This is a genomic window from Sphingomonas sp., assembly GCF_026460985.1.
In the GTDB taxonomy this organism is placed as follows: Bacteria; Pseudomonadota; Alphaproteobacteria; order Sphingomonadales; family Sphingomonadaceae; genus Sphingomonas.
Window position 1 is genome coordinate 1 of record NZ_JAPKNM010000061.1, and the last position, 15690, is coordinate 15690.

Genomic DNA, 15690 nt, shown 5'->3' on the forward strand with positions numbered 1-15690 from the left:
GAATTGTTCAAGGACGAGGTCCGCGCGCTCGGCCGCGAGCTGGGGCTGCCCGACATCTTCGTCGGCCGCCATCCGTTCCCCGGACCGGGCCTCGCGATCCGCATCCCCGGCGAAGTCAGCAAGGAACGCTGCGACATCCTGCGCAAGGCCGACGCGATCTATCTCGAGGAGATCCGCAACGCCGGGCTCTACGACGCGATCTGGCAGGCCTTCGCGGTTTTGCTGCCGGTGCGGACCGTCGGAGTGATGGGCGATTACCGCACCTACGACTATGTGCTGGCGCTGCGTGCGGTGACCTCGACCGACGGGATGACCGCGGTCGCCTTCCAGTTTCCGGGCGACTTCCTGCCGCGCGTCGCGACCCGGATCGTCAACGAGGTCCGCGGCATCAACCGCGTGACCTATGACTATACCTCGAAGCCGCCGGGCACGATCGAGTGGGAGTGATCCGGCCCATCCGAACGTCGCCGGAATACCGGTAGAGGACCGCACAGGAGATCCGATACATGGCGCTTCAATGCATCAATCCCACGGATCTGCCCGTTCCGCAGACGTACAGCCAGGTCGTCGTTGCGACGGGCAGCAAGCTGGTGTTCATCTCGGGCCAGGAGCCCGAGGATCTGGATGGCAAGCTGGTCGGCCGCGGCGACCTTGCGACTCAGGCGCGCCAGGTGTTTGCCAATCTCGGCCGGGCACTTGCCGCTGCCGGTGCGGCACCTGCGCAGGTCACCAGGATCACGATCTATGTCGTCGACTATGATCGCGATGCATGCCTGCCGATCATCGAAAATGCTCGAATAGGGCTGTTCGGAGATCACAAGCCGGCCGACGTGGTGCTTGGCGTGACGAGCCTGTCCCCCGACTATCTGATCGAGGTCGACGCGATCGCGGTGATCGATTGACCGATATTTGCCACGTCCTCCCGATTGCCGGAGGCGCCTTTTGAACACTCGCACGGAGGTGACGCGGAAAAGGCGCGCTGCCGCATCGCCGGGCGCAGCAGGCGGTCGCGGCGGGCAGGCTGCGCTCGCCGCCGCCGTTCTCCTGCTCGCCGGCTGCGGCGGACCCGGTGCGGAGCCAGGCGGGAGCCGCTCGATCACCTTCGAGGGCAATGCCGACGAACTGATCATGCCCAGCCCCGCGCCGATCGAGGCGAACGCCGCCAATGCCGCGGAGGAGGCCGGCCCCGCGGTCAACCTCGCGCCGGACGGGCTCAGCGTCGTGCTTCCCGATGGGGCGGCGCGCCATGTCGCCTTCGGCATGCCGCGTGCGGACGCGACACGGATGATCGCCGCGGCGCTCGGCAATCCGGTCGAGGAAGGCGACGATCAGGAATGCGGTGCCGGGGTGCTGTCGTTCGCGAACTTCGGCGAAGGGCTCGGCCTCTATTTCCAGGACGGCAAATTCGCCGGATGGGACCTGGACGGACGCGAGGGCGGCCGTTTCGCCACTGCGGCGGAGATCGGCGTGGGCTCGACGCGGAAGCAGCTCGAAGCCGCGGGGCCCGTGACCATGGAGGATTCGACGCTCGGGATCGAGTTCGGCGCCGGCGGCATGTCCGGCCTGCTCAGCGCGCGCGGACCGGGCGGCGAGATCACCAGCCTCTGGGCCGGCGTGACGTGCATCGCCCGCTGATCGAGGCGGCGCGCGCGGAGGATGCCGCCGCGGTGACGGCGCTGTGGCGCGCCTGCGGGCTCACGCGGCCGTGGAACGACCCCGAAGCGGACTTCGCGCTGGCGGCCGGGGGCACGAGTTCCGTCGTGCTCGTCGCGCGCGGCGCCGACGGGGTCGAAGGCAGCGTGATGGTCGGATTCGACGGGCATCGCGGCTGGGTCTATTATCTCGCGGTTTCGCCCGGAGCGCGCCGGGGCGGGCTCGGGCGCGCGCTGATGGCGGCCGCCGAGGACTGGCTTCGCGCGCGCGGCGCGCCCAAGATCCAATTGATGGTCCGCGAGGACAATCATGAAGCAATCGGCTTCTACGAAAGGCTCGGGCTGGAGCGGCAGAAGGTCGTCACGCTGGGCCGCTTTTTGAAGGACGACGCATGACCGTCACCATGTACGGCATCAAGAATTGCGACACGATAAAGAAGGCGCGCGCCTGGCTCGACGAGCATGCGATCGCCTATGATTTCCACGACTATAAGACCGCCGGCATCGACGGCGCCCGGCTGGCGCGTTGGATCGAGATGCACGGCTGGGAGACGGTGCTCAACCGCGCCGGGACGACCTTCCGCAAGCTTCCCGAGGCCGGCAAGCAAGGCCTCGACGCGGACAAGGCGACGGCGTTGATGCTGGCCCAGCCCTCGATGATCAAGCGCCCGGTGCTCGAATTTCCCGGCAGCGTGCTGATCGGTTTCGCGCCCGAACGCTACGCCCGCGCCTTGCTCTGAGTATCACTGCCGCCGGGCCCCCCTTCGTCATCCCCGCGAAAGCGGGGACCCATCTCCTGGGCGAGCAGCAAACGCACCGGCGCGTTCGTGGACAGGTCGGGAGTTGGGCCCCCGCTTTCGCGGGGGTGACGGATTTGGAAATGATTTCCTCACCTAGCAGGTTCGTTTGATTTCCGTTACGTTCCGTGCGCAGAAAATACAGGCACGGGAGGGATGCGTGGCGACCTATCTTCGGCAGAAGCCCGCCGGCTGGTTCACGATTGTGGCGGTATTGCTCGTGCTCTGGGGACTGGCGGGCTGCGCGTCCTTCTACGCGCACCTTGCTTATGGCCCCGACATCGATCCCAAGGCGACCGACTGGGACCGCGCCTTCTATGCGTCGCTGCCGGGCTGGCTCAATTTCGTCTACGCGGTGGCGGTGGGCGCGGGCCTGCTGGGCTCGATCGCGCTGCTGCTGCGCTCGAAATTCGCCCGGCCGCTCTACATCGCCTCGCTGATCGCAGTGGTCGTCCAGTTCGGCTATATCTTCGCCGCCACCGAGATCATCGCGCACAAGGGCGTCGCGGTCGCCACCGGATTCCCGATCTTCATCGCGGTGGTTGCGATCTTCCAGATCTGGTTCGCGGGGTACGCCCAGCGGCGCGGTTGGCTCGGCTGAGCTGAAGGCGCCGTCGCTGGCGCCCGCGCCGTCGCGGCGCTAGAGCAGGCCCATGTCCACCTACACGCTCGATACCGGCACCAGCCGCGCCAACCCGACGCCGTCGCCGATGAAGCGGCTCACCGTCCCCGCGATCCGCGACCGCAAGGGCAAGGATCCGGTGGTGATGCTGACGGCCTACACCACGCGGATGGCGCAGCTGCTCGATCCGCACTGCGACGTGCTGCTCGTCGGCGACAGCCTGGGGCAGGTGATCTACGGCCTGCCCTCGACGCTGCCGGTGACGCTCGACATGATGATCGCGCACGGCGCCGCGGTGGTGCGCGGCAGCTGGCATTCGGTGGTGATCGTCGACCTGCCCTTCGGCAGCTACGAGGCGAGCCCCGAGCGTGCCTTCGAATCGGCCGCGCGCGTGCTCGCCGAGACCGGTGCGGCGGGGGTGAAGCTCGAGGGCGGCACCGCGATGGCGCCAGTTGTGGAGTTCCTCACGCGGCGCGGCATTCCCGTGATGGGGCATATCGGCCTGACGCCCCAGGCGGTGAACGCGCTCGGCGGTTACGGCGCGCGCGGGCGCAGCAATGCCGAGCATGCCCAGATCCTCGACGATGCGCGCGCGATCGCCGATGCCGGCGCGTTCGGGATGGTCGCCGAGGGCGTGGTCGAGGGGCTCGCCAACGAGATCACCGCCGCGGTGCCCGTGCCCGTCATCGGCATCGGGGCGTCGGCTGAGTGCGACGGGCAGGTGCTGGTGACCGAGGACATGCTCGGCCTGTTCGAGCGCACGCCGCGCTTCGTGAAGCGCTACGACGACCTTGCCGGCCGCATTTCCGCCGCGGTTGAGACCTATGCCGCCGAAGTCCGGGCGCGGGACTTCCCGGGTGCCGAACAGGTCTATCCGGCGCGCGGCTGAAGGGCTAGCAGCACGCTTCCCTCAGGCGGTGCCCGCGGCTAAGGTCCGCGCCCGCAGCACACCCATGGAGTCAATTTTGGCGCTTCCTCCTTCCGGCACCACTGACGAGGCCTTTCTGCGCGAGGTCGACGAGGAATATCGCCGCGAGCAGGCGATGAACCTCTTCCGCGACTATGGGCGCTGGATCATCGGCGGCGTCGTGCTGCTGCTGGCCGCGCTGGGCGGCTGGCTCTATTGGCAGCACCATAATGACCGCAGCGCGGGCCAGCAGGGCGAGCAATATGACGCCGCGATGCGGCTGGTCGAGCAGGGGCAGGCCGACAAGGCGCTGCCCGAATTGAACAAGGTCGCCGGCACCAGCGGCGAAGGCTATGCCGCGATGGCGCGGCTGGCCGAGGGCAATCTGCTGCTTCAGAAGAACGACGCCAAGGGCGCCGCCGCGAAGTTCGCCGAAGTGGCGAACAATACGAAGATCGAGCAGCCCTATCGCGACCTCGCGCTGATCCGCCAGACGGTCGCCGAATATGACAGCCTCAAGCCGCAGGTCGTGATCGATCGCCTGAAGGGGCTGGTGAATCCCAATTCGCCGTGGCTCGGCACCGCGGGCGAGCTCGTCGCCGCGGCCTATCTCAAGGCGGGCAACCGCGCCGAGGCAGGCAGGCTCTACGGACAGATTGCGCAGGGCGGCGAGAAGGTGCCCGAATCGATCCGTCAACGCGCGGTTCAGCTGGCCGGCGTACTCGGTGTCGACGCCATCGATCAGTCGAAGGATACCAAGGCTCAATGAACAACAAGGTGAGGGTGACTGCCGCTCTCGCGGCGCTCGCGATGGTGAGCGGCTGCGGGATCTTCAAAGGCGGCGGCAAGAAGACCCCCGTGCTCGGCGAGCGCGTGCCGATCCTGGTCTCGGAGAGCGACGTCGTCGCCGACAAGTCGCTCGCCGGAGTCGAGGTGCTGCTCCCCGAAGCGGCGGCGAACGACGGCTGGCGCCAGCCCGGCGGCAACGCCGCCAAGTCGATGGGGCATCTCGCCCTCGGCGCCGCGCCGGCGCGGGTCTGGTCGAAGGACATCGCCAAGCCGTCCAAGAAGGAGCGGCTCGCCGCTTCTCCGGTCGTGTCCGAGAACAAGCTCTTCGTGATCGACACCGACGGCGTCGTCCACGCGCTGGCGGCGGATACCGGCGCCGAATTGTGGCGCGCCAGCACCGCCAAGGACGACGAGAACAAGGGCGCCCGCTTCGGCGGCGGCGTCAGCGTCGAGGGCGAGCGCGCCTTCGCCAGCAACGGGCTGGGCGACGTGGTCGCGCTCAATGTGGCCGACGGCGCGGTGATCTGGCGCAAGCGCCCGGGCGGCCCGCTGCGCGGCGCGCCGACGCTCGCCAACGGCCAGACCTATGTGGTCACGCAGGACAACCAGCTCTTCGCGCTCAACCAGGATAGCGGCGAGGTCGCCTGGACGGTCTCGGCGAGCCTCGAATCGCAGGGCGTGTTCGGCGTCGCCGCGCCGGCCTCGGCGCAGGGCACCGTGGTCGCCGGCTTCTCGTCGGGCGAGCTCAACGCCTATCGCTACGAGAATGGCCGCTCGCTGTGGGACGTGGTGCTCTCGCGCACGTCGATGTCGACTTCGGTCTCGTCGCTCTCGGACATCGATGCCGAGCCGGTGATCGACCAGGGCCGCGTCTATGCGATCGGGCAGGGCGGCCGCATGGTCGCGATGGACATCGCCAGCGGCAACCCGCTCTGGGAGCAGACCATCGCCGGCATCTCGACGCCCTGGGCCGTGGGCGAATGGCTGTTCGTCGTCACCGACGATGCCCGGCTGATCGCGATCGCGCGCGGCACCGGCAAGATCCGCTGGATCTCGCAGCTGCGCCGCTACGAGAACGAGAAGAAGTCGAAGAACCCGATCTCCTGGGTCGGCCCGGTGCTCGCCGGCGGCCGCCTCGTGCTCGGCAACAGCCGCGGCGAGATCGTCTTCGCCTCGCCGACCGACGGCAGCGTGACTTCGACCATGGACACCAAGGAATCGATCTCGCTTCCGCTCACGGTGGCGAACAACACGCTCTATGTGCTCGACGACAAGGGCCGGTTGTCGGCGTATCGGTAAGAACTTCCCCTCCCTTTTAGGGAGGGGCTAGGGGTGGGTAGTGACGGGCGGGGCTCGATGCCCCGCCCGTCACTTTGTTTATGCCGCCCGTTGAGTCTATTAGGCGCGCAGACGCGCGCACCCACCCCCAGCCCCTCCCTGCAAGCAGGGAGGGGAGTGAGAAAAGAATGCCCCTTCCCATCGTCGCCATCATCGGACGCCCGAATGTCGGCAAGTCGACGCTGTTCAACCGGCTCGTCGGCAAGCGGCTCGCCCTGGTCGACGACCAGCCCGGCGTGACACGCGATCGCCGCGAGGGCGATGCCAACCTGCTCGGGCTCGAATTCCGAGTGATGGATACCGCCGGTTACGAGGACGAGGACGTCGCGACGCTCCCGGGCCGGATGCGCGCGCAAACCGAGGCCGCGGTGCGCGACGCCGATGTCTCGCTGTTCCTGATCGATGCGCGCGCGGGCGTGACTCCGCTCGACGAGGAGATCGCCCGCTGGCTGCGCAGCACCGATCGCCCGGTCGTGCTGATGGCCAACAAGGCCGAGGGCAGGGCAGGCGAGGCCGGCGTGATCGAGGCGATGGCGCTGGGGCTCGGCGATCCGATCCCCTTCTCGGCCGAGCATGGCGAGGGCGTCGCCGATCTGTTCGAGGCGCTGCTGCCGCATGTCGAGCGCGACGAGGACGAAGAGGAAGAAGCCGACGACGCGGATTCGCCCGATGCGCGGCTCAAGCTGGCGATCGTCGGCCGCCCGAACGCCGGCAAGTCGACGCTCGTCAACAGGCTGCTCGGCGAGGACCGGATGATCACCGGTCCCGAGGCGGGTATCACCCGCGATTCGATTGCGATCGACTGGGAATGGCCGGACGCGGAAGGCAATCTCCGGCCGGTCCGCCTGATCGATACCGCGGGTATGCGCAAGCGCGCCCGCGTCGAGGAGAAGCTCGAAAAGCTCTCGGTGATGGACGCGATGCGCGCGGTCGATTTCGCCGAGGTGGTCGTGCTGCTGCTCGATGCGACGCGCGGACTCGAGGTGCAGGACCTCAAGATCGCCGACCGCGTGCTCCAGGAAGGCCGCGCACTCGTCATCGCGCTCAACAAATGGGACGTGGCCGAGAACGCCTCCAGCCTGTTCAACGGCGTCAAGGGCGCGCTCGACGAGGGGCTGGCGCAGGTCAAGGGCGTGCCGCTGCTCACCGTCTCGGCGGCGACCGGCAAGGGGCTCGACGTGCTGATGCGGGTCGCTTTCGAGACGCGCGAGGCCTGGTCGCGCCGCGTCTCGACCGGCCAGCTCAACCGCTGGTTCGAGCGCGCGATCGAAGCCAATCCGCCGCCCGCGCCCGGCGGCAAGCGGATCAAGCCGCGCTACGTCACCCAGAACAAGACCCGCCCGCCCAGCTTCGTGCTGTTCGGCACGCGCGTCGACCTGCTCCCGGTGAGCTACCAGCGCTATCTGATCAACGGCCTGCGCAAGGAGTTCGATTTCGGCGCGGTGCCCGTCCGGCTCAGCCTGCGCGCGCCGAAGAACCCGTTCGATCGCGCGAAGGGGGAGTAGCAAATCCTCCCCCGCCAGGGGGAGGTGTCGCCAAAGGCGACGGAGGGGGAGGTAAGCGACCCATTGGCCGTCGTGCTTCCGCTCCCTCCGTCATGCTTCGCATGCCACCTCCCCCTGGCGGGGGAGGATTTTGAACGGGACGCGATGCCGCTCCGGAAACCTCCCGGCATCATCCGTCAACGCCCTGTTTACATTCCTGAACTATCATCCTCCGGCGTACCGTCGGGGGGTACGCTGTGGGGTATCGACGTGACGATCGGCAATGATCCGCTGGTGAACTGGGAAAGCTTCCAGCAGGCGCGCTCGGAGCTGGGCGCGAACTTCGTGCGCATCCTCGGCTATTTCCGCGAGGACGGCATCAAATCGGTGGATCGCATCGAGGATGCGATGCGCAGCCACAACGCCACCGCGATGGTGATCCCGGCGCACACGCTGAAGGGCGAATCGCGCCAGTTCGGCGCGGATCCGCTGTCCGAGGTCGCCGAGACGATCGAGATGATCGCGCGCGGCTGCATCGAGCGCCGCGAGACGCCGACCGAGGCGCTCGAGCACGTGGTCAAGCTGCGCCCGCTGTTCGAGACCACGCTCGACATGCTCGAGCGCGAGGCCAATCCACTGGTGGCGCGCAAGCCCGCCGCCTTTGGGCGCAGGCCGGTTCTGTAGGACGAACCCGGGAAGCACTCCGTTCGCCCTGAGCTTGTCGAAGGGCAGCCCTTCTTCCTCCACCGCTCGCAAAAGAAGAACGGTGCTTCGACAAGCTCAGCACGAACGGTTGGGTGCGCTACCGTGACTAGCTCGCCTCTTCGGCCTTGCTGTTGAGCTGGATGTAATTTTCCAGCCCCATGCGCGCGATCATGTCGAACTGGCGCTCGAGCGTGTCGACATGCTCTTCCTCGCTCTCGAGGATATGGGTGAGCAGGTCGCGGGTGACGAAATCGCGCACCGCCTCGCAATGCGGGATCGCTTCCTTGAGCACCGCGATCGCCTCGACTTCGACCGCGAGGTCGGCGCGGAGGATCTCCTCGACGGTCTCGCCGATGCGCAGCCGGCCGAGCAGTTGGAAGTTGGGAAGCCCCTCGAGGAACAGGATGCGCTCCGCCAGCTTGTCGGCGTGCTTCATCTCGTCGATCGATTCGTGGCGCTCGAGCTCGGCGAGCTTCCTGACGCCCCAATTGTCGAGCAGCCGGTAATGCAGCCAATATTGGTTGATCGCGGTGAGCTCGTTCTTGAGCACCTCGTTCAGATATTCGAGGACCTTTGCGTCGCCCTTCATGGCCGTCATCCCTATGCTTTACAGGGATGCCATAGCGCTAAAAGAAGGCGCAGAAAACCGCAGAAATCCGCGGTTTTTCTAGTTGCGAACGCTACGCAGCCGCACGTTCTTCGTTGATGATCTCACGCGCGAAAGGGACGCACTGGCCGCACTTCGCGCTGCGTCCGAGCGCACGATAGGCCTGGCACGCGCTGGTCGCGCCTTCGCGGGCTGCCGCGCGCACATCGTTTTCCCGGATTGCATTGCAAACGCAGACGACCATCTGACCCTCACGCCTCGATAGCTGGGATGTACGGCTATTGAGACCGATTCGCAAGGGTATTGCGAAGCATTCGCAGTTATACGGAGGCCGCGCCGCGCAGCTCTTGCCACCGTCCGCGCGCGAGGCTGCGCCACAGCCACTCGAACGGCCCGAATCGGAAGCGGGCGAGCCAGGGTTTCGACCAGAGCAGCATCGCCGTCCAGAGCGCCGCCACCATGGGGTAGAGCTGCCAGCGCGAGAGATGGCCGAACCAGCCCAGGCCATAGCCGTAGAACAAGGTGGTGCAGATCAGGCTGGTCGCGAGATAGTTGGTGAACGCCATGCGACCGGCGGCGGCGAGCCGGTCGGTCAGGGCGCCGCCCGGCCGGGCGAGGAGCAGGATCAGGCACGCCCAGCCGGCGATCATCGGCGGGCGCAGCGGCACGGGCAGCGCCCAGGCCGCCAAGGCCACCGAGAACAGGCTGAACTGCGCCAGCACCAGATAGGCCGCCAGCGCGACATAGGCCGGGAGCGTGATGCCCCAGCAGACGAGCAGCCAGCGCCGATAGCGGGCGCGGGGCCATTCGCCGCGCAGCATGCCGCTCCTGAGCCCGGCCATACCGAACAGCATATAGGCCAATGTCTCGGGGCCGTAGACCCAGAGCATCGCCAGCGGCATCGCGGCATGCTCGGCGAAGCGGGCGCGCAGGATCTCGCCATAGCCGCCGCGGTGCAGGGCGATCTCGCGGGCGATCTCCGCCGCGGGGGGTACGCCCATCGCCTGGGTGAGCGCGGCCAGATTCTGCGCGTGATGGACTGCCGCCGGCATCGCGGCGAAGAGCAGGGTGGTCGCGGCGATCAGCGTCCCGCCCAGCGCGAGCAGCTTCCCGGTCGTCAGTCCGCGCAGCCCATAAGCGAGCATTCCCATCAGCGCATAATGCGAGAGGATGTCGCCCTTCCAGACCAGCCAGAGATGCGCGAGCCCGAAGGCGAGCAGCCAGCCCATCCGCCGGTAATGCACCGAAGCTGCGTTTTCGCCTTTGGCCTCCGCGCGCTCGATCACCAGCAGCATCGACGCCCCGAACAGGAACGAGAAGAGCCCGCGCATCCTGCCGTCGAACAGCACGAAATTGACGAGCCAGGCGACAAGGTCCGCGCCGTGCCAGCCGCCATAGGCACGCGGGTTCATATAGGCCGCCTCGGGCATCCCGAAGCTCACCACATTGAGCAGCAGGATGCCGAGCACCGCGACGCCGCGGACCAGGTCGAGCGAAGCGAATCGGGCGGTCGTCGCGTGCGACGCTTCTACGGTCGGGGCTGCCGGCATCGGCGACGGCTACAGCCAGGTCGCGATCTGCTCCAGCGACTTCTTCTCGAGCGCGTGCGCCGGGATGCTGGCATCGGCGCCGGGATAGCCCGCGACGATCACCATGACCGGCTTCTCGTGATCGGGGCGGCGGCACACCCGGTTGAGGAAGCGCATCGGGTTGGCGGTATGCACCAGGGTCGCCACGCCCGCCTGGTGGAGCGCCGCCAGCAGCAGCCCGCAGGCGAGGCCCACGCTCTCGGTGACATAGTAATTCTGCTTCAGATCGTCGGGATCCGTCCCGCCGCGGCGCTGGGCGAAGACGACGATCAGCCAGGGCGCCATCTCGAGATAGGGCTTGTCGGCCCCGGTGCCGAGCGGCCACAGCGCATCGAGCCATTCGCTGCCGGCGCGGCCATCGTAGAAGGCGCGCTCCTCCTCCTCGACGGCGATGCGAATCGCGCATTTGGCTTCGGTCGAGGAGACGACGGCGAAGTGCCAGGGCTGGCGATTGGCGCCGCTCGGCGCCGATCCCGCCGCGGTCAGCCCAGCCTCGATCACTTCGCGCGGCACCGGCTCCTCGCTGAACGCGCGGCAGCTGCGGCGCGACTTCATGGTCTCGCTGAACGCCGTTGCGCGGGCGATGCGCTCGGCATCGGACAATATGGGATATGGCTGCCACGGCAGCGCATCAACCTTGGGCATATTCCGGATGGTGCACAATCCGATGGGAAAAGCCAGTCAGCTGTTTCCCTAAGCAGTCCCGGAACGATTTTCCTTGCGAATCACGAGCTTGAGGCCGGACCATGTCTCATCGACGGCGCATACCTTGATGTCGACGAGGCCGGTGGGAAGCGCGATTTCGCGGATCACATTCTCGGTCACATCGGTGTCCGTCCGGGCCGCTTTCTTGGGCCAGGAGACCCAGATGAAACCGTTGGTCGCCATCAAGGGCCGCAGCGCGTGGAGCTCGCGTTCGAGCCTGTCGCGCGCGGTGACGAAGAGATGCGCATATTGGAGCCCGTCGGACGCGGTGGGCTGCTCCTCGACCTGCGCGGCGGCCGGATCGATCGCGTCGCGCACACTCTCGGGCATGTTGTGGAACCAGCAGCGCATGCCGCGCTTGAGCCCGAGCTTGTCGGCGAGCGGCGTCCCTGAATAGCCTGCGGTCATCGGCGTGGCCTCCGAGAGCGCAGCTTAGACGCAATCGGCGGGCAGGGAAGGGGTTAATGAAAAGCCCCTCCCCTTCAGGGGAGGGGCTAGAAAATTACGCCAGCGCGGCGTCCTCGCCCATCAGCGTGGGGAAGAAGCCTTCGTGCGCGGCGCGCAGATCGGCGAGGCTCACCGTCCAGTCGCCTTCGTCGAGCTCGAAGATGATCCGCTCCTTGATCGTCCGGCCGAGATGGTCGGCGGGGACGTCGGCCTTGTGTGCGGCGACCATGAAGTCGGCGAGGCACGAATCGCAGACGGTGACGACGTAGAGCCCCTGGTCCTCGCCGAACAGCGAGCCGGCGATGCCGAAGGGCTGGGGCTCGTTGAGCAGCGCGCCGATCCCCGAGGCCAGCGCCATCTCGGCGACCGCCACGGCGAGCCCGCCGTCCGAGACGTCATGGCACGCGGTGATCGCGCCCTTGGCGATCTGTTCGCGGATGAAGTCGCCGGTGCGGCGCTCGGCGGCGAGATCGACCGGGGGCGGTGGGCCGTCCTCGCGACCATGCACTTCGCGCAGCCAGATCGACTGGCCGAGATCGCCGCCGCGCTCGCCTATCGTGAGGATGGTGTCGCCGACGCCCTTGAAGGCGATCGTGCAGCTCTGCGACCAGTCCTGGAGCAGCCCAAGCCCGCCGATCGCCGGCGTGGGCAGGATCGCCGAGCCGCCGCCGGTGGCCTTGGACTCGTTGTAGAGCGAGACGTTGCCCGAGACGATCGGGAAGTCGAGCGCGATGCACGCCTCGCTCATGCCCTCCAGGCAGCCGACGATCTGGCCCATGATCTCGGGGCGCTGCGGGTTGGCGAAGTTGAGGCAGTTGGTCACCGCGAGCGGATTGGCACCAACCGAGGTCAGGTTGCGCCATGCCTCGGCCACCGCCTGGCGGCCGCCTTCGACCGGATCGGCGAAGCAATAGCGCGGGGTGCAATCGGTGGTGATCGCGAGCCCCTTCTGCGTGCCGTGGACGCGGACCACCGCGGCGTCGCCGCCCGGGCGCTGCACCGTGTCGGCGCCGACCATGTGGTCGTACTGCTCCCAGATCCAGCGGCGGCTGGCGATGTCGGGCGAGCCCATCAGCTTGATCAGGTCGGCCGCCGGATCGCTGCTCTCGGGCACATCGGTGAGCGGCGCGCGCTTGGGCGTCGGCACGTGCGCGCGATCGTAGAGCGGCGCCTCGTCGGCGAGCGGCGCCAGCGGGATGTCGGCGACGACGTCGCCCTTCCACTTGAGCACCATCCGGCCGGTGTCGGTGACATGGCCGATCACCGCGAAGTCGAGCTCCCACTTGCGGAAGATCGCCTCGGCGAACGCCTCGCGGCCGGGCTTGAGGACCATGAGCATCCGCTCCTGGCTCTCGCTCAACATCATCTCGTAGGGCGTCATGCCGGTCTCGCGCTGCGGCACGTCGTCCATGATCAGCTCGATGCCGACGCCGCCCTTCGACGCCATCTCGACCGAGGAGCTGGTCAGGCCCGCGGCGCCCATGTCCTGGATCGCGACGATCGCGTCCGAGGCCATCAGCTCGAGGCACGCCTCGATCAGGAGCTTCTCGGTGAAGGGGTCGCCGACCTGGACGGTGGGGCGCTTCTCCTCCGAATCCTCGCCGAAGTCCGCGCTCGCCATGGTCGCGCCGTGGATGCCGTCGCGGCCGGTCTTCGAGCCGACATAGACGATCGGATTGCCGACCCCGCTCGCGGCCGAATAGAAGATCTTGGTCGTGTCGGCGACGCCGACGGTCATCGCGTTGACAAGGATGTTGCCGTCATAGGCCGGGTGGAAGTTCACTTCGCCGCCCACGGTCGGCACGCCGACGCAATTGCCGTAGCCGCCGATGCCATGGACCACGCCCGCGATCAGGTGGCGCATCTTGGGATGGTCGGGCCGGCCGAAGCGCAATGCGTTCATGTTGGCCACCGGCCGCGCGCCCATGGTGAACACGTCGCGCAATATGCCGCCCACGCCCGTCGCCGCGCCCTGATAGGGCTCGATGTAGCTCGGGTGGTTGTGGCTCTCCATCTTGAAGATCGCCGCCTGGCCGTCGCCGATATCGACCACGCCGGCATTCTCGCCGGGGCCGCAGATCACCTGCGGGCCAGTGGTGGGGAGCTTCTTCAGGTGGATGCGGCTCGACTTGTAGCTGCAATGCTCGGACCACATCACCGAGAAGATGCCGAGCTCGGTCAGATTGGGCTCGCGGCCCATCGCGTGCAGGACGCGCGCATATTCCTCGGGGCTCAGGCCGTGCTCGGCGACGATCTCGGGCGTGATCTGGGTCATGCGCGCAGCCCTTAGCGGCGGAGCGGGGCGGGGGCTAGGGGTGGATCGAAAAGCCGCGCCGTGCGGTCGTTTTGGGTGTATGGTCGCGTCTTCCCAAGACAGGAGAGAAGCGATGAGCGTCAATCCGGTTCCCGAGGGCTATCGCAGCGTGATTCCCTATCTGGTCGTCGACGACGGCGCGGCGGCGATCGATTTCTATGTCGAGGTGTTCGGCGCCACCGAAGTCATGCGCATGGATAAGGACGGCAAGATCGGCCATGCCGAGCTCGCCATCGGCGATTCGCACATCATGCTGTCCGACGAGCATCCGGACATGGGCTATCTCAGCCCCAAGAGCATCGGCGGCAAGGGGCTCGGTTCGGGCATCATGGTCTATCTGCCCGATGTCGACGCGGCGTTCGCCCGCGCGACGGCGGCTGGCGGAACGGCCGAACGCCAGGTCGAGGACCAGTTCTACGGCGACCGTTCGGGGACCTTCGTCGACCCCTTCGGCCATCGCTGGATCGTCGCCACGCATGTCGAGGACGTCGCGCCCGAGGAGATGGAGCGGCGGATGGCGGAGATGGAGCCGCAGGCGGGGTAATTCCTTTCCTTCGTCATCCCCGCGAAGGCGAGGACCCATCTCCTGCACGAATGACAAAATGCACCGGTGCGTTTGTGGATGGTCTGGGAGATGGGTCCCCGCTTTCGCGGGGATGACGGGACTTGGGATAGGGTCCCCCGCCTCGCTCAGCGCAGCGGCAGGAAGACGTCCGTCACCGCCTCGTTCTCCGGCACATCCGGGAAGAAGCGCACGCGCTCGGCGAAGATCGGATAGTCGCGCAGCTCTTCGCCGCTGCCGGGGAGCCATTCCGCGTAGAGGAAATGCACCGCGGGCGCGAGATTGTCGCTCGATCCGGTCATCCGCACCGTGGCGCAGCGCCCCGCCGGGATGCGATCCGCGACCACGCCGGCCGCATTGTCGGCGATCGAAGCGTCGGTGCTCGCCGCGACGTCCATCCGGAAATCCTCGGGCGGCACGGTCTCGGGATCGTTGTGGAGCAGGTTGAAGGTCCGGCTCTTCGACGGGTGCAGCCCGGTTTCGCGCCGCCACGCGATGAAGGCGCGGACGGTGTCGCTTATCCGCGTGGAGTCGCCGCGATGCGCCAGAAGGGCGACGCGGGTTTCGGGAAAGTCGACGATCCGGACGTCGGCGTGGGTGAAGGCGATGGTCATGGGGATGCTCCTTGCGTGGTCGAGCGGCGCGATCGCCGCGGCCCAGGCTTCCCAGTCGGGCGATCGCCGGAAGTCGCTCGGCGTCTGCCCCAGTCGCTGCCGAAAGGCGCGCGCGAACGCCTCCGATCCGCCATAGCCACTGGCGAGCGCGATCTCCGTGACCGGCGCGTCGCGAAAGGCGAGGGCGAACGAAGCGCGCTTCAGCCGCGCGAGCTGGACATAGCGATGGAGCGTGACGCCGGTGAGCTCGGCGAACTGGCGATGGAAGTGGAAAGGCGAGAAGGCGGCGACCGATGCGAGCGTCTCGACGCCGAGATCGCCGTCCAGGTTCGCGTCGACATGGTCGAGCACGCGCTGGAAACGGGCGAGATAGCGTCGTTCGGCTTCGGTCGTCACTGCTGCACCTTTTGTTGGGCAGGTGCGGTGTAGCTATGGTCGGAGCGCGGCGCCTGACCGATCTTGCGGATCTTTGGATATCCTCCCCCGCCAGGGGGAGGTGTCGCCGAAGGCGACGGAGGGGGAGGTACGCGACTAACAAGCCGTCGTGCGTCCTCCCCC

18 protein-coding genes and 1 pseudogene are annotated in these 15690 nt (G+C 67.5%); 12 read left to right on the forward strand and 7 right to left on the reverse strand.

Going from position 1 to position 15690, the window contains the following annotated elements; all coding sequences use genetic code 11:
• The 11 genes and pseudogenes from MT490_RS09620 to MT490_RS09670 form a co-directional block, all read left to right on the forward strand.
• Positions 1 to 447 (forward strand): annotated as a pseudogene (locus tag MT490_RS09620) (GMP synthase (glutamine-hydrolyzing)); the annotation flags it as partial.
• A 59-nt stretch (positions 448 to 506) separates the two neighbouring features.
• Positions 507 to 902, forward strand: a complete 396-nt coding sequence (locus MT490_RS09625; protein ID WP_297386522.1) for a RidA family protein — start codon at positions 507 to 509, stop codon at positions 900 to 902.
• A gap of 40 nt (positions 903 to 942) precedes the next feature.
• Positions 943 to 1635: a hypothetical protein gene (locus MT490_RS09630; protein ID WP_297386525.1), complete on the forward strand. Its 693-nt coding sequence runs from the start codon at positions 943 to 945 to the stop codon at positions 1633 to 1635.
• Positions 1620 to 2048 carry a GNAT family acetyltransferase gene (locus tag MT490_RS09635; protein ID WP_297386530.1) on the forward strand — a complete coding sequence of 143 codons (429 nt, stop codon included), beginning with the start codon at positions 1620 to 1622 and terminating at the stop codon, positions 2046 to 2048. The genes MT490_RS09630 and MT490_RS09635 overlap by 16 nt, the downstream gene beginning before the upstream one ends.
• Positions 2045 to 2392, forward strand: coding sequence for an ArsC family reductase (locus MT490_RS09640; protein WP_297386533.1), 348 nt, complete (start codon positions 2045 to 2047; stop codon positions 2390 to 2392). The genes MT490_RS09635 and MT490_RS09640 overlap by 4 nt, the downstream gene beginning before the upstream one ends.
• A 217-nt stretch (positions 2393 to 2609) precedes the next feature.
• A complete protein-coding gene (locus MT490_RS09645; RefSeq protein WP_297386537.1) occupies positions 2610 to 3050 on the forward strand; it encodes a hypothetical protein in 441 nt (146 codons plus the stop codon).
• Between the two features lie 52 nt (positions 3051 to 3102).
• Positions 3103 to 3960, forward strand: a complete 858-nt coding sequence (gene panB / locus MT490_RS09650; protein WP_297386540.1) for a 3-methyl-2-oxobutanoate hydroxymethyltransferase — start codon at positions 3103 to 3105, stop codon at positions 3958 to 3960.
• A gap of 76 nt (positions 3961 to 4036) precedes the next feature.
• Complete coding sequence (locus MT490_RS09655) at positions 4037 to 4747, forward strand: tetratricopeptide repeat protein (RefSeq protein ID WP_297386543.1); 711 nt, start codon at positions 4037 to 4039, stop codon at positions 4745 to 4747.
• Complete coding sequence (locus tag MT490_RS09660; RefSeq protein WP_297386546.1) at positions 4744 to 6066, forward strand: PQQ-like beta-propeller repeat protein; 1323 nt, start codon at positions 4744 to 4746, stop codon at positions 6064 to 6066. The genes MT490_RS09655 and MT490_RS09660 overlap by 4 nt, the downstream gene beginning before the upstream one ends.
• 167 nt (positions 6067 to 6233) lie before the next feature.
• On the forward strand, positions 6234 to 7610 hold the full coding sequence (gene der / locus MT490_RS09665; RefSeq protein ID WP_297386549.1) for a ribosome biogenesis GTPase Der: 1377 nt from the start codon (positions 6234 to 6236) through the stop codon (positions 7608 to 7610).
• A gap of 243 nt (positions 7611 to 7853) precedes the next feature.
• The gene (locus MT490_RS09670) at positions 7854 to 8273 is read left to right on the forward strand and encodes an Hpt domain-containing protein (RefSeq protein WP_297386575.1); all 420 of its coding nucleotides are present in this window, start codon (positions 7854 to 7856) and stop codon (positions 8271 to 8273) included.
• A gap of 127 nt (positions 8274 to 8400) precedes the next feature.
• On the opposite strand, the gene bfr is transcribed toward MT490_RS09670, so the two are convergent.
• From bfr to purL, 6 genes are all read right to left on the reverse strand, one after another.
• Positions 8401 to 8883 (reverse strand): bacterioferritin, encoded by a 483-nt coding sequence (gene bfr, locus MT490_RS09675; RefSeq protein WP_297386552.1) that lies wholly within the window; start codon positions 8881 to 8883, stop codon positions 8401 to 8403.
• A gap of 91 nt (positions 8884 to 8974) precedes the next feature.
• The gene (locus MT490_RS09680) at positions 8975 to 9145 is read right to left on the reverse strand and encodes a (2Fe-2S)-binding protein (protein WP_297386555.1); all 171 of its coding nucleotides are present in this window, start codon (positions 9143 to 9145) and stop codon (positions 8975 to 8977) included.
• Between the two features lie 76 nt (positions 9146 to 9221).
• Complete coding sequence (locus MT490_RS09685) at positions 9222 to 10451, reverse strand: DUF418 domain-containing protein (protein ID WP_297386558.1); 1230 nt, start codon at positions 10449 to 10451, stop codon at positions 9222 to 9224.
• 9 nt (positions 10452 to 10460) lie between these two features.
• Positions 10461 to 11135, reverse strand: a complete 675-nt coding sequence (locus tag MT490_RS09690) for a nitroreductase family protein (protein ID WP_297386561.1) — start codon at positions 11133 to 11135, stop codon at positions 10461 to 10463.
• A 48-nt stretch (positions 11136 to 11183) separates the two neighbouring features.
• A complete protein-coding gene (locus tag MT490_RS09695; RefSeq protein ID WP_297386564.1) occupies positions 11184 to 11603 on the reverse strand; it encodes a DUF3052 family protein in 420 nt (139 codons plus the stop codon).
• Positions 11604 to 11697: 94 nt separating this feature from the next.
• Positions 11698 to 13917: a phosphoribosylformylglycinamidine synthase subunit PurL gene (gene purL, locus MT490_RS09700; RefSeq protein ID WP_297386566.1), complete on the reverse strand. Its 2220-nt coding sequence runs from the start codon at positions 13915 to 13917 to the stop codon at positions 11698 to 11700.
• A 112-nt stretch (positions 13918 to 14029) separates the two neighbouring features.
• Between purL and MT490_RS09705 the strand changes: the two genes are divergently transcribed.
• The gene (locus MT490_RS09705) at positions 14030 to 14500 is read left to right on the forward strand and encodes a VOC family protein (protein WP_297386569.1); all 471 of its coding nucleotides are present in this window, start codon (positions 14030 to 14032) and stop codon (positions 14498 to 14500) included.
• A 146-nt stretch (positions 14501 to 14646) separates the two neighbouring features.
• On the opposite strand, the gene MT490_RS09710 is transcribed toward MT490_RS09705, so the two are convergent.
• Positions 14647 to 15528: an AraC family transcriptional regulator gene (locus MT490_RS09710; protein WP_297386572.1), complete on the reverse strand. Its 882-nt coding sequence runs from the start codon at positions 15526 to 15528 to the stop codon at positions 14647 to 14649.
• Positions 15529 to 15690: the final 162 nt, after the last annotated feature.